The organism is Aureimonas phyllosphaerae (assembly GCF_900113065.1).
GTDB lineage: Bacteria > Pseudomonadota > Alphaproteobacteria > Rhizobiales > Rhizobiaceae > Aureimonas > Aureimonas phyllosphaerae.
Window position 1 is genome coordinate 207,768 of sequence record NZ_FOOA01000005.1, and the last position, 22,565, is coordinate 230,332.

Consider the following 22,565-nt stretch of genomic DNA (forward strand, 5'->3'; position numbering starts at 1 on the left):
CGCCGCCCGGCCTGCCGCCGGGCGCGATCCCTTGCGCCCATCACCAACCGGATGCCCGACGATGTCGACCGATGTCCTTCTCGCGCTCACCACCTTTGCCGTGGTCTCCTCGCTGACGCCGGGACCCAACAACCTGATGCTGATGACGTCGGGCGTGAACTTCGGCTTCCGGCGCACGATCCCGCACATGCTGGGGATCGAGCTCGGCTTCGGGCTCCTGCTTCTGGCGGTGGGCGCGGGGCTCGGCGCGCTCCTTCATTCCGCGCCCGGCCTGCAGCTCGCCATGAAGATCGCGAGCGCGGCCTATCTCCTGTGGCTGTCCTGGAAGATCGCCTTCTCCAAGGCCTCGATGGGCTCGGGCGCCCGCGCGGAGAAGCCGATCACCTTCGGCCAGGCCGCTCTGTTCCAGGTCGTCAACCCGAAGGGCTGGGCGATGGCGCTGGTCGCCATGGGCGCCTATGTCAGCGCCGACGCGCCGATCCTCTCCATGCTGGTCGTGGTGGCGGCATTCCTTCTCGTCGGCATCCCGACCGCCGTGATCTGGACGGGGTTCGGCATGGCTTTGCGAAACTTCCTCGCCGATCCCCGGCGCCTGCGCGCCTTCAATCTCGTGATGGGCCTCGCGCTCGTGGCGACGCTCTGGCCGCTCCTGCGCTGACGGCTTGCCGCGAGGGCCGATTTCTGCGACGCCGAGCCCCATGAAGTTCTCACCCCAACAGGACGAGGCCCTGACGCGCGTCGCCGACTGGCTGAAGCGTGGCGACCAGCCGATCTTCCGCCTCTTTGGGTATGCAGGCACCGGCAAGACGACGCTCGCGCGCCACTTCGCCGAAGGCATCGAGGGCGGCGTCCAGTTCGCCGCCTTCACCGGCAAGGCCGCGCAGGTGCTGCGCTCGAAGGGGGCGAAGTCCGCCAAGACACTGCATTCGCTGATCTATCGCCCGCGCGGCGAAGAGGCAACCGACGACGAGACGACGGGCACGGCGCGCGTCTCGCCCACCTTCTCGCTCAATCGCCAAAGCCCCGTCGCCAAGGCCAAGCTCGTCGTCGTCGACGAGTGTTCGATGGTGGACGAGGCGCTGGGGCGCGATCTCCTGTCGTTCGGCACGCCGATCCTCGTGCTCGGCGATCCCGGCCAGTTGCCACCCGTGTCGGGCGGCGGCTTCTTCACCGAGGCCGAGCCGGATTTCCTGCTCACCGAAATCCACCGGCAGGCGCGCGACAACCCGATTCTCGCCTTGGCGCTCGAGGCGCGCGAGGGGCGCCCGCTCTCGTTCGGCGACCATGGCGCCGCCAAGGTCATCTCGAAACGCGAAGTGGACCGCGACGAGGTGCTGGCCGCCGATCAGGTGCTCGTCGGCACCAATCGTACGCGCCGCCTCTACAACAACCGGCTGCGCGAGCTGAAGGGCTTCACCGGCCCGCTGCCGCAGTCGGGCGACAAGCTGGTATGCCTGCGCAACGACCCGGCCAAGGGTCTGCTCAACGGCTCGCTCTGGCAGGTGATGACGGCCTCGCCCGAAAAGACCAAGCCCGGCACCAATCTCATCATCAAGCCGGACGACGACGACATCGACAAGGGCGCGGCCAAGATCAAGCTTCTGCGGGAAGCCTTCGAGAACCCGAGCGCCGAGGTGCCCTGGGCCACCAAGAAGCGCTACGACGACTTCGACTACGGCTACGCGCTGACCGTCCACAAGGCGCAAGGCTCGCAGTGGGATCATGTCATGCTGTTCGACGAGAGTTGGGCCTTTAAGGATTCGCGCGAGCGCTGGCTCTACACGGCCATCACCCGCGCGGCCGAGCGCCTGACCATCGTGAAGTGAGACCTTCGGCGCCCGCAACCTTGGTCCGGGCGCATCGTTCGACGGCAAACACCGCCTGTCCGCCGCGACGGACCCTGAGGAGGAGACGACCCGATGCCCTGCGAACTGTCGGTCAATCTCAATGCGGTCGCGATGCTGCGCAATCGGCGCGACCTGCCGTGGCCGAGCGTCGAGCGCTTCGGGCGCATCGCGCTGGAGGCGGGGGCGCACGGGCTGACCGTCCATCCGCGCCCCGATCAGCGCCACATCCGCTTTTCCGACCTTCCGGTCCTCCGCCGCCTGATCGACGAGGAATTTCCAGACGCCGAGTTCAATATCGAGGGATATCCGAGCGAGGACTTCCTCCAGCTCGTGCTGAGCAACCGGCCCGAGCAGGTCACGCTCGTGCCCGACGATCCGTCCCAGCCGACGTCCGACCACGGCTGGGACTTCGCCGCCCATGCCGCGCTCCTGAATGGCGTCGTCGAGCGGTTGAAGGGCGAGGGGATGCGGGTCTCACTCTTTGCCGACGCCGACCCCGCGATCATGAACGCCGCCGCCGACACCGGGTGCGACCGCGTCGAGCTCTACACGGGGCCCTACGGCGGCACCCATTCCGACCCGGTCGCGGCCGAAGCCTGGCTCGATCGGATGGGGCGCGCGGGCGATGCCGCCAGCGCGCTCGGCCTCGGCCTCAATGCCGGCCATGATCTCACCGTCGCCAATCTGCCCCCGCTGGTGCGGCGCCTGCCGCAACTCGCCGAGGTCTCGATCGGCCATGGGCTCACCGCCGACGCGCTGGAGTTCGGCATGGCCGGCTCGGTGCGCCGCTTCATCGACGCCTGCGCCGGCTGACGCCTCGTCGCAAAGCCGTATTCAGCGAACCGCCAACGCCGCGGACGAAACTTTTCCGGACGGATCACCTCCGCCCTTGCGAAGCGACGGGATCGCGGCTACACCGGCGTACCGTAACGTACGGTACGCATGTGGGCGATGCCCGCGACGGGGTGAGGCAGGAACGTTGGGCGGAACGGTCGAGATCGACGGAAAGGCGATGACGAAGCGTCAGGGCGAAGTGCTCGACGCGGCGCTGGCGCTGCTCGTGTCGGACGACGAGAGCCTGACGATGACCGCCGTCGCGCGGCGCGCCAGCTGCTCCAAGGAAACCCTCTACAAGTGGTTCGGCGGTCGTGACGGGCTGCTCACCGCGACGGTCCAGTGGCAGGCGGCCAAGGTGCGCGCCGTGCCGCTCGACCCGCAAACGCTCGACCGCGGGCGGCTGGAAGCCAGCCTCATCGGCTTTGCCACCGACTGGCTCACCGTCCTGTCGGGCGAGACCTCGATCGCGCTCAACAGGCTGGCGGTCGGTCATGCCGGTTCCGACCGGCGAGACCTCGGGGCGATCGTCCTTGAGAACGGACCGGCCGCGATGCGCCAGCGCCTCGGCTCGGTGCTGGAGGCCGGGCGGCGGGCCGGACTCCTGAGCTTTTCCGAAACCGGCGAGGCCTTTTCGACCTTCTTCGGGCTGACGGTGCGCGACACGCAGATCCGGCTCCTCCTCGGCGAGCGCCCGACGCTCGATGCGGCGGGGATCGAGCGGGCGGCGCGCACGGCCACCCAGCAATTCTTCGTCCTCTTCGGGACGAGCGAACAGGTGGGCCCGTGCGCTCGCCGAACACCCCCATCCGGCGCCTGACGTCGGTCAAACCAGGAAGGAAACGCCCCGATGCGCGTCTACTACGATCGCGATGCCGATCTGAATCTCGTCAAGTCCAAGAACGTCGCGATCGTCGGCTACGGCAGCCAGGGCCGCGCCCATGCGCTGAACCTCAAGGACTCGGGCGCCGGCAACGTCGTGATTGCGCTAAAGGCCGGCTCGCCGACGATCAAGAAGGCCGAGGCCGACGGCTTCAAGGTGATGACTGTCGCCGAGGCTGCCAAGTGGGCCGACCTCCTGATGATGGCGACGCCGGACGAGCTCCAGGCCGACATCTACAAGGCCGACATCGAGGGCAACATCCGCGACGGCGCGGCGATCGCCTTCGCCCACGGCCTCAATGTCCACTTCGGCCTGATCGAGCCGAAGAAGTCCGTCGACGTCGTCATGATCGCGCCCAAGGGCCCTGGCCACACCGTGCGCGGCGAGTACCAGAAGGGCGGCGGCGTGCCCTGCCTCGTGGCGGTCCACCAGGACGCCTCCGGCAATGCGCTCGACCTCGCCCTGTCCTACGCCTGCGGCGTCGGCGGCGGCCGTTCGGGCATCATCGAGACGAACTTCAAGGAAGAGTGCGAGACCGATCTCTTCGGCGAGCAGGTCGTCCTCTGCGGCGGTCTCGTCGAGCTGATCCGCGCCGGCTTCGAGACTCTCGTTGAGGGCGGCTACGCCCCGGAGATGGCCTATTTCGAGTGCCTGCACGAGGTGAAGCTGATCGTCGACCTCATCTACGAGGGCGGCATCGCCAACATGAACTACTCGATCTCGAACACCGCCGAGTGGGGCGAGTACGTCACCGGCCCGCGCATCATCACCGACGAGACCAAGGCGGAGATGAAGCGCGTCCTGAAGGACATCCAGACCGGCAAGTTCACCTCGGACTGGATGCAGGAGTACCGCTCAGGCGCCTCGCGCTTCAAGGGCATCCGCCGCGTCAACGACAGCCACCAGATCGAGGAAGTCGGCGCCCGGCTTCGCGGCATGATGCCGTGGATCGCCAAGAACCAGCTGGTCGACAAGGCCCGTAACTAAGCACGCCCGCCTGCGGGACCGGGGCTCCGTGCCCCGGTCCCGAACCTTCGGTTGTGACGCTGCGGCACAGGATTCAGCCGATGCTAACCTTTCGGAGCGATGGTTCGCCGATGCGAACGCCGAGAGGATCTCATGGTCGCCATGTCCCAAGCCGCCCAGAATGACGCCGAGCGCCGGATCGCGCCGCGCACCCGCATCTTGAAAAGCGGCAAGATCCTCTTTAACAACCGCTATTCGACCTTCGACTGCACGGTGCGCAACATCTCGGCCACCGGTGCGCTCCTGACGATCGACCCCGCCGTCCCGCTGCCCAAGGTCTTCGAGATCCGCATCGGCGAGGAGGAGGCCATCCGCCCCGCCAAGCTCGTCTATCGCCGCGACTCGCTCGCCGGCATTCACTTCATGGACGCCGCGGACGCCGAGGGGGAGGAGACCGCGGCGACCAGCCCATCTGCGAGCGAGGACCTGCGCATCCACCCGCGCCCCCTACCTTCCGCGATGGCCGCGAACCTGCCCTGGCTGCAGCCCTGAACCTTTCGAACGAAACCCCGAAGTTTCCTCTGGACATCACGGGGCGCTTCGCTTAGAAGCCTCCTCAGACGCGACGGGCCAGCGCCCACCGCGTTCCGGGTGATTAGCTCAGTTGGTAGAGCAGCTGACTCTTAATCAGCGGGTCGTAGGTTCGATCCCTACATCACCCACCATTTTATCAACGATTGCAGTGGTTTACGGGCGCCAATCTGGCGCTTCGTGTCCGCTGCATTTTCGTGTCCGCACAGTGTCCGTGTTTTCGCGCGGGTCTTTTCGGCGGTGAAGCGCCTGCCGATCGTGCCTCAAACTGCCGCCAGCAGATCCCGCAGGAGCGCCGCGACCATCCGCATGTCAGTCGTGCGACCGTCCACGGTGTCGTCGGTGGGGATCGGCTCTCCGCCGTGGCACCACGCGACCACGCGAGCCTTGACCTGCAGGCCGGCCAGCGTCGTGGCCGGAAGCGCTTCGATCCGTCCAGCCACGGCCAGCGCCGCGGCATAGGCCTCGTCGAAGCCAGCGCCACCGGTCTCCTCGATCGCGTCTTGTGAAGCCCATGCGGCGTCCAGGGCAACGCCGAGGCTCATCAGCTCGGCGTCCGGCTGCGGCGGCAGGGTCGGCGTGCTCCAGGGCGTCAGGAAGGTCAGGGCGCGCTCCAAGAGGCGTTTGTGGGAATCGCAGACGAACGCCTCGTCCTCGACGATGAAGGTGAGCGCTGCGACGAGGTCGGCCGCGCTGGTAACGAGAGGCGGGTTCGTCGTGAGGGTGTCGCCGGCCGCCGTGTCTGCGGACTTCAACCATTCGCGCTCGCCGGCCACCTCGTCGTTGCCGAAGTCGGCGACGGCGTAGGCGGTGCGGTAGCGCCGGTGGCGGAAGACCAGCGCGGCCATGGTGTTTTGGGACATGCCTTCGGCGTTCGCCCCGCGAGGGTCGTTCAGCATTACCTTGCTCCGCTCAGATCGTTCTGATAGATATTCTATTAAACGCACCTTCCGCCGGTTTCAATAGAAATTCTATCAAATGAGCGAAAGCCTGACGGTTAAGCAGCTGCGAGCTGCACGTGCTCTCCTGGGCTGGTCGCAGAGTGATCTTGCTCGTGCGACGTCTGTCTCCGAGCCAACGTTGGCGCGCCTGGAGGCGGCCGACGGTGAGCTTGGCGGGCGAGCGTCAACCGCGAACGTGATCCGTACTACGCTAGAAGCGGCCGGCATCGAGTTTCTGGACGACCCTCTCCAGGCGGGGGTGCGGATCAGGTTCGAATCCGCAGTCGAGAAGGCGTTCTATCGAGGCGCCACTACGCTGTTTCCTGGCAGCAAGGCGTGGAAGCGAACCACCGGCCCGGACTTGGGAGCGGACTTCATCGGCGTCGATGCGGACGGCGGCATGATCTTTGTCGAGGTGAAAGGGGCGCACGCTGACCGGCGACGAGTCGTCGACCAGCTCGCCCGTGTCCGAAGGAACCACCCAGAAGCTAGGGTCACGGCGATTCTTATGGGTGGTCCGCCATCCTCCGACATTGTCGATGGCGTCGAGATCTACCAGGTGCCATCCGTTGGGAAGTTGGACGCGCTGCCCCGCATATCCTCGGATGCCGGCGCCCACGAGTTCCGCAAAGGTGACAACGTCCGGCTTCGCCGAGGATCGGCGTTGTGGAAGAACCATGCCACTCTGCGGAAGGCCGTCGGCCGTGTGGCCGAGTTGATCGACGACGGGACATCGCTCCAACGCATCTCGGTTTCCTACCCGGATGGTGAGGCTCTGGAGGGCGAGGTGGCGGGCCTGTTCGAGTACGTGCCGCCGGATCAGGTTTAGGGAGGCTGTTCATGTCTCGACATAGCGCCAACCGGCGCGGCCCCAGCCAGGGGCGCCCGAAGCAGACGTCAAGCCCGGTTGCCGCACCACCCGCGCGCAGGCCACTGGAAGGAATCCAGCAGGAAACGCTGGACGCCATGGGGCTACCACTTACCGACGAAGAGCAAGGCCGGCGGCTTGCAGCGCTTGAACGTGCGAGGTCGGATCGCGATGGACCGGTCGAATGACAGAGCTGTCCGCTCACATTCAGGAGGCCATTCGGGCCACACCTATCGAACATCCGGAGCACGCCACGCTTGATGAGCTCGAGGCTATCGGCGCGAAGGTGGCCGACTGCCATGCGAACGCCGCCGCATGGGTGTCGGCGCATCCAGGATACCGCGTCGTGCCAGGATGGTTAATCGCGGCGCAGGGGCTCGTGGTCCCGCATTCCAACGTGGAGACTAGCGCCGGCCGCCTACTGGACGTGACGCCGCGCGAGGACGGGGACAGTGCCCGCATCTTCCAGTTCATCCGCTGGCATGGAAGCGACGAGGAGTTTCGCTCTCTGCCAACGCAAGGGCGCTATGTTCCAGCCGATGGGTTCTCGCTGGCCTTTGCCGATGGATCTCACCTCGGCGCGTGATAGTGCGCGTCGGGGCCAAGCTCTTCGCTGGCATGCCGGTTGGAGACGGGAATGGATATCACAACCAGCGATCTGGTTGCGGCCTATGCTGCAATCGTTGCAACCGGAGCTTTTGCCCTTGAGGTGCGGCGTTGGTTCGAGACCGGGCCGAAGCAGGCGATCCGAACGCAGACCGGCATGAAGCTCGTTTCGCCTGGCAATCCGGCTCAAGACGAGGACGGCCTGTGTGTCGTTAACGTGTCGAATCGAGGCAGCGCGCCGACGACGGTTACCGGGCTTGGACTGTTGGAATACCCCACGCTATCGAGCCGTCTGCGTCGAAAGCCAACGCGGCAGTTCATGGTGCTTCACCCACAGTTGCGAGGCCATCCGCCAGCCATCCCAAAGGAAGTCCCGCCAGGCACCCAGTGGACTGGCATTTCTCGGCCTGATCCCGACACGACAGGCAACATCGAGACGGGGAATTTCTTCGTGGCGATCTACACCACCGAACGGGACAAGCCCTTCCTCCGGCGCATTCCGAAGGTGAAGGATAAGAGCGCGGAAATCTCGATCTGAACCAGCGTCCAAGAGTTTCGGACGCAACCACGGCCTCGACGATCGACCGCGTCGCGCTGGGCGACGAGCGGGCCGAGGGCGTCATGCGCGTGTGGCCCGACTGCCCGTATCAAACGTTGCGCTAAGCACAAGGAGGGGTTCCCCGAGCCGATCACATTCGGAAGGCGCCTCAAACGCTGGCGGGCCGCCAACATCGAGCGTTACGTGCTTGGCCATGGGAACTGACCCTTCAGCCCCTCTCCAGCTTGTCGCGCGACGATCCCGCCATAACCCGACCGTCGCGATCCATAGAACTCTGACTGGCGAATCCAAAGAATGACGTGCATTGTCCGTTCATGGCCGGCGTAAACCCAAACATTCTGTCCTGGGCTCGCGAGACGGCAGGGCTCGACCGTGAGTCAGCCGCTCGTAAGATCGACCTGAAGGCGGCGCGCGGTCGCAGCGGAGCGGAGAGGCTTGCCGCGCTCGAAGCAGGCGAAGAGCAACCGTCGGCACCGCTTCTCCAGCGCATGGCGCATGGGTACCGACGCCCCCTTCTGACCTTTTACGCTGCCGAAGTGCCGGCCCCCGCTGAACTCGGCCAAGACTTTCGCACCTTGCCTGAAGAGGGAGACCCTTCCAACGTCCTTTTGGCAGCGCTCCTCCGTGACGTGAAGGCCCGCCAAGGTGTCGTTCGCGACCTGCTTGAAGACGATGAAGATGCGGAGCGGGTTGGCCTAGTAGGAGCCCAGCGCGGCAATAGAAACGCCAGCCAGATTGCGGACGCCCTTCAACGCGCCATCGGGTTCGAGCGGATGGTCTTCCGAGCCCGCCGCACCGCGGAAGAGGCGTTCGCCTACCTGCGCCGTTTGGTCGAGGCGAAAGGCGTGTTCGTGCTTCTGGCTGGAGACTGTGGGCACCATTCCACGGCGATCGACGTCCGCGTGTTTCGTGGCTTCGCGATTGCGGATCCTTTGGCGCCTTTCATCGTCATCAACGATCAGGACGCAAAATCGGCATGGTCGTTCACCCTTCTGCACGAGCTGGCGCATCTGCTGCTTGGCGAGAGCGGTATAAGCGGCGGCCCCCCGCAGGGCGCCGTCGAGCAGCTATGCAACGACACGGCGGCCGCGGTGCTTATCGTGCCAGCCGAGATACTTAACGTACCGATCGTCGGAACCGATGCAGACGTAGTCGAGATCGGCGTCCTCGCTGATCAGGCTCGCGTCAGCCGTGCGATGGTCGCTTACCAGCTACTACGTGCCGAGCGGATTCCCGCCGTGCGTTGGGAGGCCCTCCGCGATCGTTTCCAGGCAGAGCGGATTGCCAACCGAGCGAGAGAGCGTGACGAGAGGCAGGGAAGAACGGGACCCAACTGGTATACGGTGCGAAGGCACCGGTTGGGCGACGCGCTTCTATCCGTCGCCCGGAGGGGAATGACTGAAGGAACTTTGACGCCGACGCGCGCGGCTCGGATGCTCGGCGTAAAGCCAATGTCAGTGTACCCGCTGCTGGCTGAACCAAAGCGAGCGAACGCCTGATGTATCTGCTCGACGCCAGCGCTCTCATAAATGCACACCGAACTTGGTACGCCCTGAATCGCGTTCCTGAATTCTGGTTGTGGGTGCTGCACCACGCGGACGCCGGCCACCTGAAGATGCCGACGGAAATCTACAACGAGGTCGAGGACGGGAACGACGAGCTCGCCGTTTGGATGAGCGAGCCTGCTCACCGAGCCGCGCTTCGTCTCGGTGAAGCGAGTGATCCATCGAAGGTGCAGGCGGTGCTCGCGAGATACGGCACCGGATTGACCGAGGCCGAGCTTATCGAGATCGGGCAGGATCCCTTTCTCATAGCCGCAGCATTGGGGCACGCAGATCGCTTGGTGGTGACGGCCGAGGTGTCCAAGCCAGGGAAGCAAAGGGCCAGCCGGCGCATTCCTGATATCTGCGCCGATTGCGGTATCGGATGGCGGACGCCTGTTGCGCTGATCAACGAATTGGACTTCACGACCGGTTGGGATCAGTAGGCTTCCGCTGCCGGCCTACGTCGCGAACTTCATCACGCGTGCCAGCTCGAGGAGGTCAACGTCCAGGGTGTCCGACATTTGCCGGTCCGTGACATGGCCATTGTAGGACGCTGCGATTTCCTTCGGCGTGCGGTCCTCGACGCAGTAGGCGACCAGCCGGCGCTGCATCGGGCCGCCGATCTTTTTGCCGATCGCCTTCAACTGATCCATGGCAACGACTCGGCCGTCCATCAGGCCGCCGCGCGGCTGCGTGTCGCCGTTCGCAAGGCGAGGAATGCCGCTTCCTGTCGAGGCGATGCCGGCGCGCTCCCATAGGCGGGCGAAGGCGGAGCCGGCGTGATACTGGGCGTTGCCGAAGCGTCCATAGCGCCATTCGAACGTGCCGGCCCGGCATCGGACCTTGATTGCCGCGATGGCTTCCGTTCCGGTTTTTAAACGTCGAGATTGCGTGACCGTCCCGTCGGAGCCGGGCTTCTCGAACTTCAATTTGGTGCCGCCCAGCGACACCCCTTTCTTCTTCGGCATGGTTGGCCTTCCTTGTGGCGAGGAAAGGCCTGGGGCGGACGCAGGCAAGCGATAAGAGCCTATCATAGCTCGGGGTGTAGCTCGAAGGGAACTGTGCCAACATGGCACTGATACTCCGCCGGCGGCCGACCGGTTATATTCGGCTCCACGACATCACGGTATCAGCCGCCAAACGGGAGAATGCGAACGCGTCCGAGCAGGTCGAGCCTGTTGTCCGGCTGTGCGCCATGCCAGAAGGCGGTGAGATGGGTCGAGGACTGCGGCCACGTCTGCCTGAACCTCCGACAGCATCCGGTGTCTTTCGTCCGGGCTGCGCTCACTCGGCGGCGCCACATCACTTGTGCCGAGGCAATGTCGTCGAGCGACCTACGATTGTGCGAGGTCGTGGACTTGGTTTTCGTCCGGCAGCGGTAAGGCTCGGCGAAGGGTGTCATGTTCAGCACGATCGAGGACGAGACGGGCGTCGCGAACCCGGTCGTGTGAACCGAGGTCTCCGAGGCAAACCGTCGGACGGTGCTTGGCCCCGGGATGATAGGCGTGCGGGGGCGCATCAAGCGTGAAAGGGAGGTGTACACCTCGTTGTGCACTCGCTGATGGATCTAAGCCGCGAGTTTGCGAGCGTTGGGCGACGAGGACGCACGGAGGACGGTGCAACGGACTGGACGACCGTCGCCACGGTGGCGCCGCCGAGCATGACACCTGCAAAAGTCATGGAAGATCCGTATGGACACGTGATTCACGAAATACGGGTGAAAACGCGCGACTTCCTTTCAGGGGGGGAGCAGTCCGTCCGCTTTTCACCGGTGAGTCAAATTAGCTGACATTTCCATCCAGTTTCACTTGTGACTGTATGCAATCTGGTTACGTTTAGTGCCGGAGTAAACGCTCTAACGATCGTAAAGGCTGTGGCGGAAGTCGAGTGATAATCATCCATGATGATCAGCAGGGTAGAGCGTCGACCGCCAGCGAGGGTGTTAATTGTTAAGTTAATGAGTTCGGATTACTGGTCGGCGTCATCGCTTTTGGAGTTCTCTATGCTGAGTCGCCGACAAGTCGTCACAGTTCTTGCCGCGTTACCTGCGGTTCTCCTAACTCCCTTACGTGCTACGGCAGCAAGGGCCATGCTGCAAGTCAGGGGAGCGATCGGCGATATAGGCAGTGACGGTCAAGTCTCGTTCGACGCGGCAGCGTTCGATGCGCTTCCACAGACCCGCTTCGTCACCACGACCCCCTGGCACGACGTTCCCGTGGAGTTCTCCGGCGTCGCTGCCCGTGATCTCTTCGCGGCGGTCGGCGCACGTGGTGAGAACCTGCAACTTATCGCGCTCAACGACTATGTGGTGGAGGCGAAGGCCAGCGATATCGTGATGGGCGACGGCTTGTTCGCAACCCGCCAGAACGGGGTCCCCATGCCGGTTAGCGACAAGGGACCGGTGTTTCTGGTCTTCCCCTTCGATCAGCGACCGGACACGCAGCACCAGACTTATTACAGCCGTGCCGTCTGGCAACTCACCGAGATCGTCGTGGCGTCATGATCCACCAGGGGAAGTTGACGCTGCCGCGCAGCTTCCATCGGCTGCGGTTCGGCCTCATCGCGGTAACCGCGCTACTCGCCGTCACCGCCGTTGCGGTCTCCCTTCTGGCCGCCGCCTATCAGCATCGCATCGATGAGGCGTCGCGTTACAATCGAACCTTCGATGCAGCGCAGACGCTCTCGGAACTCCTTCGGCTGCAACTGGCCTTCGCCAGAGCCGACAGCGCGGACGATCTTGACGAACTGGAGTTGCGAGCCGCCATTTTGAAGAACCGCGCGACCCTTCTGGACAGCGTAACCTTCCCGATCGCCGAAATGCGAAGCGAGTTTATCCCGCGCCTTGCCGAAGCGATCCGGGAAATCGAGCCGCTGCTCGACCGGATGCCAGGTTCAGACGCTACAGAACACGCCCTCGCTACCCTCGATCCGCTCGTGCAGCCGCTGGCGCGCATGACGTCCCGCAGCCATGCCATGGCCGGTGACGAGGTGGCTCGGACACAGACCCATCTGCGCTTCGTCTTCGCCAGTCTGTGCGCAGTAACGCTCATGCTGGTCCTGTTCGGTGCTGCTCTAGTAATATTCGTTCTGAGGCAGAACCGTCGCCTCGACCGCACCGTACGCACCGATGCGCTGACGGGGTTGGCGAACCGCCTGGAGTTCGGCTTGCGTCTCGATCGCCTTGCGGCGGACCGCGGTTGCGCCGTGGTTCTCATCGACGTCGATCACTTCAAGACGTTGAACGATACGTATGGGCACGACGTCGGCGATGCGGTGCTGGGCCACGTCTCGCGTCGCCTGACCGGAGCCGCTCGCGATGCAGCGCTGTTGGCGCGCATCGGCGGCGACGAGTTCGCGGTCCTCTACGAGGGTGAGGACGCGCAACGACGGAGCCGGGCGGCCTGCGAGCGCATCCTAGACCGCATGCGGCACCCGATCGCCATGCAGGGGCGCGATGTCCCGGTCGGGGTTACGCTGGGTCTGCGTGCCTCCGGGGCAGGCGAGCCGGTACAGGCGCCGGACGCCCTGTTGAAGGATGCCGATCTCGCGCTCTATGCGGCAAAGGTCGCAGGTCGCGGACGGGCGACCGAATTCCAACCTGAGATGAAGCAGGCCTTTCTCGACCGTCACCGCCTGCAGAACGATCTGCGAGGTGCCGTGGAACGTGGCGAACATCGTCTCCAGTTCCAACCTATAGTCGACCTTCAGGCTGACAGGACCCTCGGCTTCGAGGCTCTCGTGCGCTGGGATCATCCGGAACTCGGCCCCGTGCCGCCATCCCGGTTTATCCCCCTGGCCGAGGAGAGTGGTCTGATCTTAGACTTGGGTCGCTGGGTTCTTCGAGAAGCGATCAGCACCGCACGCCTGTGGTCCGAGGACGTCTTCATCGCGGTGAATATATCGGCCCGCCAACTGACCGATGCCGACCTCGTTCCGTTCATCTCCGCCACGTTGGCAGACCTCGGCGTTCCGCCGCGACGCCTCGAGATTGAGATCACCGAAACGGCGCTGGTCGACAACGATGCGATCGCAATCCGGACACTGCGGGCACTCCGAGATCTTGGATGCCGGATCGCCCTTGACGACTTCGGAACCGGCTACGCGTCGCTCAGCTACCTCCAGCGCTTTCATTTCGACAAGCTCAAGATCGATCGCTCGTTCGTGGAGAGCTGCCGCGTCGACGAGAACAGCTCAGCCATCATCGCCGCAGTCTGCGCCCTAGCGCGTCGCCTTCGGCTGAGCGTGGTCGCGGAAGGGATCGAGACGGCGGACCATCGCGTCTTCGTGGCCGAGGTCGGCTGCGGACTGGGCCAAGGCTACCTGTTCGATCGCCCTCTCACGCAAGGGGAGGCGCTGGAACGCTTGGCGCGTGAGGCAAATCTGACGCAAGCCCCGACATCAGCTAACACCTCGGCCATTCCTGCAACCGTATTCTGCTAATCTGCATGTGTGCCTTCACGGTTCAGTCCTGAGACTGAACGAACACTCATCGCCATCGCACAGGCTTGCCGATTGGTGGTCATCTCCGTGTTGGTTTCCAGAAAATCTATGATCCCACTGGGGGGCATAACTAATTGGGGACCAGGTGGAAGTGCGTTCCCGGGCGGCGATACGAGGCCCGTCAAAGACTCGCGTGGGTCGGAAACGGATGGACCGCTTCCGTTGGTTGTCAGGGTTGGTTTCCGCATAGCTTACGTTCGCTCACGGGGATCGACCCGAGGTGACAGACGTTTAGCAGCACATCGAAAACCGTGCGGCAATTCGCCGTCCGAGATCGTCGGTCTGGGATTACGTAAAGAACCTCATGACGCGATAAATTATCGTTCGGTAAATGTGTCGCGGCTAACCCGTTCACGATGACGTTTGGTCATCGCGTTGGGAGCCTACGCACCGTGCTTCAGAACACCAGTATCTTCCGCAAATTCATTCTCGCGATCGCGACCGTCAGTCTGATCGGACTGGGTCTGTCGACCTACAGCGCGATCCAGATGAACCGTATCGGTGATGACTACGCTGCCATCGTGGATGTGAACGATCCCGCAGTGGTCAAACTCGCCCGAGCGGGTCGAAACGTCAGCGATGCGGCTTACTCAGCCTACAAGGTCCTGGCCTACGATGGCCGGAGCAACGAGGCCCAAGCCGCTTCCGCAAATTTCGACGTGAAAATGGAAGCCACTCGGAAGTTCCTAGAAGAGATCGGTGCGAGCGTTCCCGTTTATGGAGCTGCTCTTGCGGAGATGACAGCCGACGTCAATGAGATCGCCACCAAAGGCCGTGACGCCATCAACCTTGGGCTCCAAAATCGCGGTGACGAGGACAAAGCTGTCCTAGCTGCCATGGACGGGACCGCTTCTCAGTTCGCCACGCGCTACCAGGATCTTCGCGATCGGATGCTGAGTGACAACGCGGCGCACTCGGACGTGCTGACCGCGCAAACCTGGTCGACCATCTACACGACGATCGGACTGTCGCTGGCCGGGTTGCTTTTGGGCATGGTCGGGGCAGGTCTCATGGCATCGCGCGGCATCACCGATCCGCTGTCGCGGCTTCGCGGGCAGATGGACCGACTTGCCGCGGGGGATCTCGATGTGACGGTCAGCGGTGCGGAGCGCGGCGACGAAGTCGGAGCAATGGCCCGCACGGTCGAGGTGTTCAAGCAGGCGGGGTTGGAGAAGCTGCGTCTGTCCGCGGAAGCCGACGCAGGTCGCAGGGCGCAGGCAGAGCAGCGCGACCGCCAGTCGGCGATCGACAGCGCCAAGGCCGAAGACCTTCGCGCCTTCGTGCATCACGTGGAGGCGGGCTTCGCTCGCCTGTCGCGGGGCGACCTGACGGTGCGCATGGACCAGCCTGTGGCTGCGGAGTTCGAGCCAATCCGTACCCAGTTCAACCAGTCCGTCGTGCAACTCGAGGATACGATCGGCCAAGTGATCGGCGCCGTTGGGGCGATGCGTTCGGGCCTGTCGGAGATCACCATCGCGGCCGGCGACCTCTCCCAACGCACCGAACAGCAGGCAGCCAGCCTGGAAGAGACGGTAGCCGCGCTCGGCCAGGTGACGCGGGGCGTCGGCGAGACGGCCGCACAGGCAGACGCCGCTCGCCAGACGGCCGACATCGCGTGTCGCGAGGCGGAGAAGGGCGGCGAGGTGGTGTCTCGTGCCGTCGCAGCCATGAGCGAGATCGAGCAGTCCTCGCAGAAGATCGGTAACATCATCGGGGTGATCGACGAGATCGCCTTCCAGACCAACCTTCTGGCGCTGAACGCGGGCGTCGAGGCCGCGCGCGCCGGCGAGGCGGGCCGGGGCTTTGCGGTGGTGGCGCAGGAGGTGCGCGGTCTTGCCCAGCGCTCGGCGGAAGCAGCGAAGGAGATCAAGGGTCTGATCTCCGTGTCCGGCACCCAGGTCAGTTCGGGCGTCGAGCTGGTGACGGCTTCGGGCCGCAGCCTAGAGGCGATCGTCAGCCAGGTCGGCAGCGTCGCGCGGACGATCGCCGACATGGCGGGCGCGGCTCGTGATCAGGCCGTGGCGCTACGCGAAGTGTCCGTTGCGGCCGACCAGATGGACAAGGTGACCCAGCAGAACGCGGCGATGGTGGAAGAAACCACAGCGGCAGCTCAGGCGCTTTCAAGCGAGACCGAGCAGCTCGGCGGCCTCGTAGCAGAATTTGTCACCAGCGGGACGCAGGGCTCCACCGGCTGGACTGCGCAGGAATCCAGTTCGGCTACCTCCAGGCGCCCGGTCGTGCCGGCTCAAACGTCCGTGCGTCCGATGCCGCAAATTCGCAGGGCAGGCCTCGGAAGCGCTGCCGCCAAAGCCGCGCCCGCCAATGACGGCTGGGAAGAGTTCTGAAGATAAGGCAGCGAAGCGGATCGCCGTTCGTCGGTTGGTATGGGCAGCCATTCGCTGCCCATACGAACAATCTGAGGACGGACAGTTTTCAGCTGGATCCACCTCGATAAGTAGGAAAGCGGACGCACGCCTTCGCCGGGCAAATTCAAGTCATCGATCATGTCGTAGCACTTGTTCGATGGTCGGCAGCGGATGGTGTTGCGCAAGCTGGAGGTAAGGAGTGTAGAGCTAAGATAGCGCACGATTTAAACTCGTGGCCCTCGAGGCGTGCGTTGTAGAAGCCTAGGGTCGAATGCTGCACAGCTTTTTCGTTTGGAGTGTCGCGCTCAGCCTCTGTGTTGCAACCCAAGGTGCGGTGGCGGCCGATCCGTCGTTGCAAGACCTGCAGGTCATCGGCCGCGCGCTCTCGTTCAAGGAGGGCGCCAAACGCACCACTCTTTCTCTCGCGATGGTCTACGATGGGACAAGCGCTCGCTCTCAAGGCGAGATGCAGGCTACGCTTGCAGCGGTGCGCGGGGGCCTGCGGGTCGGCGACGCAGTTCTGAAGGTCGTAGCGGTAGAGCAAAATCAGTTTGCTTCGCCGTCAGGCTTTGACGGCATCCTTACCTTAAGCGACGTCGATCAGACACGCCTCGCCGGCACGCTGAACGGCCGGGGCGTGCCCTGCCTGACCTTGGATGCCCAACAGGTGAAGAACGGGGCCTGCACTGTTGCGATCCGCTCGCGGCCCAGCGTTACAATATCAATAAACTCCAAGAACGCTGCGGCCGCACATGTCCGGTTCGCTACGGCTTTCATCATGATGGTTCGTGAAATATGAGCGCCTCCCGGACCATCGTCCTTGCGATGTCGCTTCTGGCGCTCACCCCGGAGGGGACGCGGGCGCAGACCGTCGACTACTCGGCCGCCGAGGGAATGTTTGGCGAGCCCGTAACCGTATCAGCGACCGGCAAGCCGCAGCGTGCCAGCGAAGCGCCCACCAGTATCAAAATCTTGACCGCCGACGACATTCGCCGCTCGGGTGCGACCGATATCCCCTCTATTCTGCGCTTCGTGCCAGGTCTCGACGTGCGTCGCTACGGTCAGTTCGATTCCGCCGTCGGCATCCGAGGCTACAACACGGCGCTCAATCCGCGCGTGCTCGTGCTCGTCGACGGGCGGCAAGTCTACCAGGACGACTACGGCTACACACTCTGGTCGCTGATTCCCGTCACCCTCTCGGAGATCCGGCAGATCGAGATCATCCGTGGCCCCAACGCGGCACTTTACGGCTTCAACGCTGTGTCGGGCGTCATCAACATCGTGACCTACGACCCCTTGCGTGACCGCAAAAACGCAGTGAGCGTCCAGGGCGGCACGCAGAACCAAATTTACGGCGAGGGCGTCGCCACGCTTCAGAGCGCCGACCGCTTCGGCATCCGCATCTCGGGTAAGGCGACCCGCGCTGACGAGTTCGGGGGCTACCGAGCCATCGACACGATCGAGCGCCCGGACGTCGAAACGGGCGCAGCCGACATGCGCTATCGTCTAAACGACAAGACAGAGCTTGGAGTGTCCGCATCGATCGGCCAGATTCGCACGGATTTCTACCCGGATCTGGGCTCCTACCTACCGCTCGACGTGGAGTCCGACAGCCTTCGCGGCACGCTATCGAGCGATACCGCAATCGGTCTCATTCAGTTCGACGCCTACCGGAATGCGAACAATCTTCGTTCTACCGGAACCAAGATCGACCTTGGCTGGCAGCAGGACACGACCGTCGTCAAGGCGAGCGATCTCGTAAGGATCGGCAGTGACCATACGGTTCGGATCGGAGCAGAGTATCGGAACAACACGATTGCGTCGGACACGTATTTCAGCGGTGAGATGACGAGCGAGGTTCTGTCCGGTTCGGCGATGTGGAACTGGCAAATGCGCCCGAACCTCTCGTTGACCAACGCCGTCCGGGTCGACGCCATGTCGGTCCGGCGAGACGGTTCGGATGTCTCGATTCCAGGCATCGGGAGGCGGTTCGAAGATCGCCGGATCGTGGAGCCAAGCTTCAACAGCGCCCTTCTCTATGCGCCAACCGAGGTCGACACGTTCCGGCTGTCAGCCGCGCGCGCGCTCCAGCTTCCGAGCCTCCTGTCGCTCGGGCTCTTCTATTCACAAGGTCCATTCCTAGGAGCGGGAACGACCGATCTCGATCCGAGCGCGGTGATGAACTACGAGATCGGCTACGAGCGGAAGCTGCCCACGCTTGGCTCGCAACTTAGCGCCTCGGTCTTCGTGCAGGAAACCGACAAGACGATCGGGTCGCCCTTCGCTGCACCTTTCGAATTCACGCCCGATGGACAGATCCTGACGCTCGCCGACAATTTCGATGGGAGCAGCGCGGTCGGTGGCGAGATTGGCATCGACGGGCACAGTGAAACGGGCTGGCGTTGGAATCTCAGCTATAGCCTTGCCAGCATCCGAGATCGCTCGCCAGACGCCGTTCTCTTCGACTCCCCTTCCATCAACTACGCCGCCCAGAACCCAGTTCACTCCGTGATCGCCGGGCTAGGCGTTACCTGGGACCGCTTGGAGATCGATGGACAGGCCCGCTGGCAATCGGAGTTCACGGATTTCCGGTTCGACGACATGCGCGCCCAGAACGTTGCGATCGAGGTCCCCGACTACGTCACTTTGAACGTCCGGGCAGGTTATAAGCTGAACGATAAGGCGACCGCATCGGTAACCGCCGAACAGTTGAATGCGGCACGCATCCTTACCTCGGCGGGCCGCCCGAGCGAGCGTCGGCTGATGGCTGGCTTGAAGTTCGAGTTCTGACGCATGTCTCTGTTGCATGAGTGGAAACGCAAGGCATGACCCACCTTCTGGCCGATCTTGTCGGGGCGCGTGATCCTTGGTGGAGCTTACTCGCGCTGTTGATGTCGGGTGCTGGCGTCACGTTGATGCTCCATCTTACCACACAGGCGACCCAAGCGACCGGATGGAGCCGGACTGCACGGATAGGGGGTGCTGCACTCGTTTCCTCGGGCGTGGGCTGCGCTGTGTTCCTAGCCGCCTTTAAAAGCGCCTACCCATTGATCCCGATCGCCATTCCGCCCGCCTATGCGGCCGGTGGCGGCCTGATCATCCTGATCTGCAGCCTTGCGGCCGTCCAACTCGCGGTAAACAGCCACCGGTCCGGCCGCAACGTGTTCCTCGCCGGCTCGCTCATGGCGTTCGGGTTCTCTTGCCTCGTCTTCACCGGCGTTTCGGGAATGGTCGCGCCGTTCGCCTTGTCCTACGATCTCACGGCGGTTCTCGCCGTCATGATCCTCGGGTCCATCCTCGGCAGCTTCGCGATCTGGGAAAACGGCAACGCGGCACGGCACAGACCCCTCCTGATCGCCATTCCGCTCGGCGTAGGTTCGATCGCTGCGATGGCTTTCGGCTCAGTGGCCGCCATTCTATCCTTCGGCGACTGGATGAACGCAGTCGCCCAGCCCGACGATCTGACATCGTCGCCCATAGTTGTGATCGCGGCGGCCGAGGGCATAACCGTGCTCGTCCTGAGCCTCCTGGGATCGCTCGTCGATAACCGTGTGGCCGCGCGCGACAAGCTCGAGGCCGACCGCCTCCATCAGCTGGCGGACGGCACGTTCGAGGCCATCCTGATCCATCGGGACGCCACCATTCTGGACGGCAACCGCAACTTGGCGGTGCTTCTCGGCTTGTCGGACGAGCCCGTCGCCGGTTGCCGTCTCGAACGCTTCGTGCCGGAAGCTAGCTGGCCGCTTTGGGCCGCCAGCGCTTCCTCGCAACGAACCGAGGGTGAGATCGCCACCGCGGACGGACGCAGCCTGCCTGTTGAGATGCTGTCGCGACCCATCGAGTATCGCGGCAGAACCGCCACAGTGACGGCTCTGCGCGATATCACCGAGCGGCGCGCTTCGGAGGCGCGGATCCGCTTCCTCGCCCATCACGATGCTCTGACCGAGCTCCCGAACCGGGCGTTGCTCGGCGAGGAACTGGCGGCGCGCATTCGTGCAGCCACGGTAGGAAGTCGCTCGCTTGCGGTCCTGTGTCTCGACCTCGACGGGTTTAAGCTCGTCAACGACACGTTCGGCCATGCTGCGGGCGACGACCTACTGCAGCAGGTCGCGGGACGGCTTCGCGCCTGCCTCAGAACAGGCGAGCTGGTGGCCCGACTCGGCGGCGACGAATTCGTCGTGCTGCAAGCCATCGACGACCAGTCGGAGCAGGCCAGCGACCTTGCGCAACGTATCATCCAGAGCTTGACCGAGGTCTTCGATCTGGAGGGGCGCCGAGCCCATATCGGAACCAGCATCGGCATCGCGATCTGCCCCGCAAACGGCGTCACGCCCCAGCAGCTCCTGACGCGCGCCGATATTGCGCTCTACAGGGCGAAACATAGCGGACGCGGATGCCTACGGTTCTTCGATCCGTCGATCGACCACGAGGTAGACGACCGCCCGCAGCTCGAACAGGAACTGCGCAACGCTCTTGTCAAGGACGAGCTGACGCTCCTTTACCAGCCGATCTTCGACGCGGACGGGCTGGTCGTCTGCTTCGAGGCGCTGATGCGCTGGACGCATCCCATCCTGGGCGAGATCCCTCCATCCCGCTTCATCCCCATAGCCGAGAAGCGCAAGTTCATCGTGCCAATGGGCGAATGGGCGATCGAGACGGCCTGCGCCACTGCCGCGTCATGGGCATCCGGCTGCCGCGTGGCAGTCAACTTGTCGCCGGTGCAAATCTTTCAGCCCGACCTCGCGCACAAGGTTGAAACAATCCTTCGCCGGACGGGTCTGGCTGCGGACCGTTTGGAACTGGAGATTACGGAAGGTGTCCTGCTTCAGGACGCCGAGACCGCTCTGACTGTTCTCGGCAAGCTGAACGCGCTCGGCGTGCGGATTGTCCTGGACGATTTCGGGACGGGATATTCGAGCCTTTCCTACCTCCACCGCTTCCGCTTCCAGAAGCTCAAGATCGACCGTCTGTTCGTTGGTCGGCTGAGCGAGGACCAAAGCGCCCGTTCGATCGTCAAGGCGATCCTATCGATGAGTCAGGAGCTTGGCATTGAGGTGACGGCGGAGGGCGTAGAAACGACGCAGCAGGCATCTATGCTCCGTGCACAGGGCTGCAACGAGTTCCAGGGCTTCCTTCTGGGTCACCCATCGACGGCCGAGACTGCTAGAGAGTTGGCCGGGCAATTGAGCACCCACGATATGGTCGAACAGCTTCGCACCGTTTCCCGGGAGCTCCATGCTGGCGATGGCTACGCCAAACAGGCATCGTAACGTCCCCGACCCAACTACGTCAGCTTACAAGACGTAGCGAAACCAGCATCGAAAGGCCGTAATGGGTCGAAACCCGTCCGACCGCTTCGGGGCCGTTAGATCCTAGCTTAGTTCAGGATACAGTCTGTCCTGCTCACGAACGAACTAAGGTCCACCGGTGACGGGCCCACAGGGCAAGGGTGCCAACGAGCAGAAGCGCCCCGACGATGAAAACGAGAAGGCGGTGATGCGAACGCAAATGTCCGAAGATCGTCTCGATGCCATGCCCGAACCAGAAGCCTGCGGAGACAAAGACGAGTGCCCAGGTCGTAGCCGCGGCGACGTTGATGAGTACGAAGCGCAGGGTCGGGAGTTGTGTGGTTCCGATCGCAATCGGACTTACGGTCCGGAAGCCGTAGACAAACCGAAAGCCGAAGGTGAAGAGCAGGGGGCGTTTCTCGAAGGCGTTCAGCGCCTTGGCGAAAAAGGGCCGCGCACTGATCCGTCGGACGAATTGTGCATGACGAAAGAAGCGCCCGCAGACGAAAAAGATCTGATCGGCCGTGAACGAACCAAGGCCCGCCACAAGGACTGTCGGCCAGTATCCGAGCGTTCCTGCATGGGCGGCGACACCCGCTAGAATCGCGACGGTCTCCCCCTCGAAACCAGCACCGAGAAAGATGGCCGGAAGACCGTACTGCGCGACGAGACTTTCGATCGTCATGCGACCTCTTAAATGGAACGGGTCAGTCCGCGACGGGAGTGGTTCGAGGCGCTGACGAGACCGCTACAGACAATTTCACGCAGAACA

The 22,565-nt window shown here is 63.7% G+C and carries 20 protein-coding genes and 1 tRNA gene; 18 read left to right on the forward strand and 3 right to left on the reverse strand.

Annotated elements, in window-relative coordinates; all coding sequences use genetic code 11:
- Positions 1–61: 61 nt before the first annotated feature.
- From BM175_RS09295 to BM175_RS09325, 7 genes are all read left to right on the forward strand, one after another.
- Positions 62–658, forward strand: coding sequence for a LysE family translocator (locus BM175_RS09295; RefSeq protein ID WP_090962275.1), 597 nt, complete (start codon positions 62–64; stop codon positions 656–658).
- A 40-nt stretch (positions 659–698) separates the two neighbouring features.
- Entirely contained in the window at positions 699–1,826 is a 1,128-nt protein-coding gene (locus tag BM175_RS09300) for an ATP-dependent DNA helicase (protein ID WP_090962279.1), read from the forward strand.
- Between the two features lie 93 nt (positions 1,827–1,919).
- A complete protein-coding gene (locus BM175_RS09305) occupies positions 1,920–2,660 on the forward strand; it encodes a pyridoxine 5'-phosphate synthase (protein ID WP_090962282.1) in 741 nt (246 codons plus the stop codon).
- Between the two features lie 199 nt (positions 2,661–2,859).
- Positions 2,860–3,501 (forward strand): TetR/AcrR family transcriptional regulator, encoded by a 642-nt coding sequence (locus tag BM175_RS09310; protein WP_090962379.1) that lies wholly within the window; start codon positions 2,860–2,862, stop codon positions 3,499–3,501.
- 30 nt (positions 3,502–3,531) lie between these two features.
- Complete coding sequence (ilvC, locus tag BM175_RS09315) at positions 3,532–4,551, forward strand: ketol-acid reductoisomerase (protein WP_090962285.1); 1,020 nt, start codon at positions 3,532–3,534, stop codon at positions 4,549–4,551.
- Positions 4,552–4,692: 141 nt separating this feature from the next.
- Positions 4,693–5,082: a PilZ domain-containing protein gene (locus BM175_RS09320; RefSeq protein WP_175526811.1), complete on the forward strand. Its 390-nt coding sequence runs from the start codon at positions 4,693–4,695 to the stop codon at positions 5,080–5,082.
- A gap of 97 nt (positions 5,083–5,179) precedes the next feature.
- Positions 5,180–5,255, forward strand: a tRNA-Lys gene (locus BM175_RS09325).
- A 129-nt stretch (positions 5,256–5,384) separates the two neighbouring features.
- On the opposite strand, the gene BM175_RS09330 is transcribed toward BM175_RS09325, so the two are convergent.
- Entirely contained in the window at positions 5,385–6,020 is a 636-nt protein-coding gene (locus BM175_RS09330) for a hypothetical protein (protein ID WP_090962289.1), read from the reverse strand.
- A gap of 79 nt (positions 6,021–6,099) precedes the next feature.
- On the opposite strand from BM175_RS09330, the gene BM175_RS22970 reads away from it, so the two are divergent.
- From BM175_RS22970 to BM175_RS09350, 5 genes are all read left to right on the forward strand, one after another.
- A complete protein-coding gene (locus tag BM175_RS22970) occupies positions 6,100–6,891 on the forward strand; it encodes a helix-turn-helix transcriptional regulator (protein WP_210185777.1) in 792 nt (263 codons plus the stop codon).
- A gap of 223 nt (positions 6,892–7,114) precedes the next feature.
- Entirely contained in the window at positions 7,115–7,516 is a 402-nt protein-coding gene (locus tag BM175_RS09340; RefSeq protein ID WP_090962291.1) for a hypothetical protein, read from the forward strand.
- A gap of 51 nt (positions 7,517–7,567) precedes the next feature.
- Positions 7,568–8,074: a hypothetical protein gene (locus BM175_RS22370; RefSeq protein ID WP_139224597.1), complete on the forward strand. Its 507-nt coding sequence runs from the start codon at positions 7,568–7,570 to the stop codon at positions 8,072–8,074.
- 320 nt (positions 8,075–8,394) lie between these two features.
- The gene (locus BM175_RS09345) at positions 8,395–9,594 is read left to right on the forward strand and encodes an ImmA/IrrE family metallo-endopeptidase (RefSeq protein WP_175526812.1); all 1,200 of its coding nucleotides are present in this window, start codon (positions 8,395–8,397) and stop codon (positions 9,592–9,594) included.
- On the forward strand, positions 9,594–10,082 hold the full coding sequence (locus BM175_RS09350; protein ID WP_090962304.1) for a DUF4411 family protein: 489 nt from the start codon (positions 9,594–9,596) through the stop codon (positions 10,080–10,082). Before BM175_RS09345 ends, BM175_RS09350 begins: the two co-directional genes overlap by 1 nt.
- A gap of 15 nt (positions 10,083–10,097) precedes the next feature.
- Here the strand turns inward: BM175_RS09350 and BM175_RS09355 are convergent, their stop codons facing one another.
- Positions 10,098–10,607, reverse strand: a complete 510-nt coding sequence (locus tag BM175_RS09355) for a hypothetical protein (protein ID WP_090962305.1) — start codon at positions 10,605–10,607, stop codon at positions 10,098–10,100.
- A 1,121-nt stretch (positions 10,608–11,728) separates the two neighbouring features.
- On the opposite strand from BM175_RS09355, the gene BM175_RS09365 reads away from it, so the two are divergent.
- From BM175_RS09365 to BM175_RS09390, 6 genes are all read left to right on the forward strand, one after another.
- Positions 11,729–12,142, forward strand: a complete 414-nt coding sequence (locus BM175_RS09365) for a putative pterin-binding protein (protein WP_090962306.1) — start codon at positions 11,729–11,731, stop codon at positions 12,140–12,142.
- Positions 12,139–14,079, forward strand: coding sequence for a putative bifunctional diguanylate cyclase/phosphodiesterase (locus BM175_RS09370; protein ID WP_090962307.1), 1,941 nt, complete (start codon positions 12,139–12,141; stop codon positions 14,077–14,079). The genes BM175_RS09365 and BM175_RS09370 overlap by 4 nt, the downstream gene beginning before the upstream one ends.
- A 452-nt stretch (positions 14,080–14,531) precedes the next feature.
- A complete protein-coding gene (locus tag BM175_RS09375) occupies positions 14,532–16,484 on the forward strand; it encodes a methyl-accepting chemotaxis protein (protein ID WP_244545939.1) in 1,953 nt (650 codons plus the stop codon).
- 292 nt (positions 16,485–16,776) lie between these two features.
- On the forward strand, positions 16,777–17,304 hold the full coding sequence (locus tag BM175_RS09380; RefSeq protein WP_090962308.1) for a hypothetical protein: 528 nt from the start codon (positions 16,777–16,779) through the stop codon (positions 17,302–17,304).
- Positions 17,305–17,330: 26 nt separating this feature from the next.
- Positions 17,331–19,295 carry a TonB-dependent receptor plug domain-containing protein gene (locus BM175_RS09385; RefSeq protein ID WP_183193372.1) on the forward strand — a complete coding sequence of 655 codons (1,965 nt, stop codon included), beginning with the start codon at positions 17,331–17,333 and terminating at the stop codon, positions 19,293–19,295.
- 35 nt (positions 19,296–19,330) lie between these two features.
- Positions 19,331–21,775 carry a putative bifunctional diguanylate cyclase/phosphodiesterase gene (locus BM175_RS09390; RefSeq protein ID WP_090962311.1) on the forward strand — a complete coding sequence of 815 codons (2,445 nt, stop codon included), beginning with the start codon at positions 19,331–19,333 and terminating at the stop codon, positions 21,773–21,775.
- Positions 21,776–21,908: 133 nt separating this feature from the next.
- On the opposite strand, the gene BM175_RS09395 is transcribed toward BM175_RS09390, so the two are convergent.
- Entirely contained in the window at positions 21,909–22,478 is a 570-nt protein-coding gene (locus BM175_RS09395) for a DedA family protein (protein ID WP_090962313.1), read from the reverse strand.
- Positions 22,479–22,565 lie beyond the last annotated feature (87 nt).

Bases quoted from the DNA above. Each gene is read 5' to 3' on its own strand.
- BM175_RS09355 (WP_090962305.1), bottom strand. From the start codon at position 10,607: ATGCCGAAGAAGAAAGGGGTGTCGCTGGGCGGCACCAAATTGAAGTTC.
- BM175_RS09385 (WP_183193372.1), top strand. From the start codon at position 17,331: ATGTCGCTTCTGGCGCTCACCCCGGAGGGGACGCGGGCGCAGACCGTC.
- BM175_RS09350 (WP_090962304.1), top strand. From the start codon at position 9,594: ATGTATCTGCTCGACGCCAGCGCTCTCATAAATGCACACCGAACTTGG.
- BM175_RS09395 (WP_090962313.1), bottom strand. From the start codon at position 22,478: ATGACGATCGAAAGTCTCGTCGCGCAGTACGGTCTTCCGGCCATCTTT.
- BM175_RS09370 (WP_090962307.1), top strand. From the start codon at position 12,139: ATGATCCACCAGGGGAAGTTGACGCTGCCGCGCAGCTTCCATCGGCTG.
- BM175_RS09305 (WP_090962282.1), top strand. From the start codon at position 1,920: ATGCCCTGCGAACTGTCGGTCAATCTCAATGCGGTCGCGATGCTGCGC.
- BM175_RS09380 (WP_090962308.1), top strand. From the start codon at position 16,777: ATGCTGCACAGCTTTTTCGTTTGGAGTGTCGCGCTCAGCCTCTGTGTT.
- BM175_RS22970 (WP_210185777.1), top strand. From the start codon at position 6,100: ATGAGCGAAAGCCTGACGGTTAAGCAGCTGCGAGCTGCACGTGCTCTC.
- BM175_RS22370 (WP_139224597.1), top strand. From the start codon at position 7,568: ATGGATATCACAACCAGCGATCTGGTTGCGGCCTATGCTGCAATCGTT.
- ilvC (WP_090962285.1), top strand. From the start codon at position 3,532: ATGCGCGTCTACTACGATCGCGATGCCGATCTGAATCTCGTCAAGTCC.
- BM175_RS09390 (WP_090962311.1), top strand. From the start codon at position 19,331: ATGACCCACCTTCTGGCCGATCTTGTCGGGGCGCGTGATCCTTGGTGG.
- BM175_RS09340 (WP_090962291.1), top strand. From the start codon at position 7,115: ATGACAGAGCTGTCCGCTCACATTCAGGAGGCCATTCGGGCCACACCT.
- BM175_RS09295 (WP_090962275.1), top strand. From the start codon at position 62: ATGTCGACCGATGTCCTTCTCGCGCTCACCACCTTTGCCGTGGTCTCC.
- BM175_RS09330 (WP_090962289.1), bottom strand. From the start codon at position 6,020: ATGCTGAACGACCCTCGCGGGGCGAACGCCGAAGGCATGTCCCAAAAC.
- BM175_RS09300 (WP_090962279.1), top strand. From the start codon at position 699: ATGAAGTTCTCACCCCAACAGGACGAGGCCCTGACGCGCGTCGCCGAC.
- BM175_RS09320 (WP_175526811.1), top strand. From the start codon at position 4,693: ATGTCCCAAGCCGCCCAGAATGACGCCGAGCGCCGGATCGCGCCGCGC.
- BM175_RS09365 (WP_090962306.1), top strand. From the start codon at position 11,729: ATGCTGCAAGTCAGGGGAGCGATCGGCGATATAGGCAGTGACGGTCAA.
- BM175_RS09310 (WP_090962379.1), top strand. From the start codon at position 2,860: ATGACGAAGCGTCAGGGCGAAGTGCTCGACGCGGCGCTGGCGCTGCTC.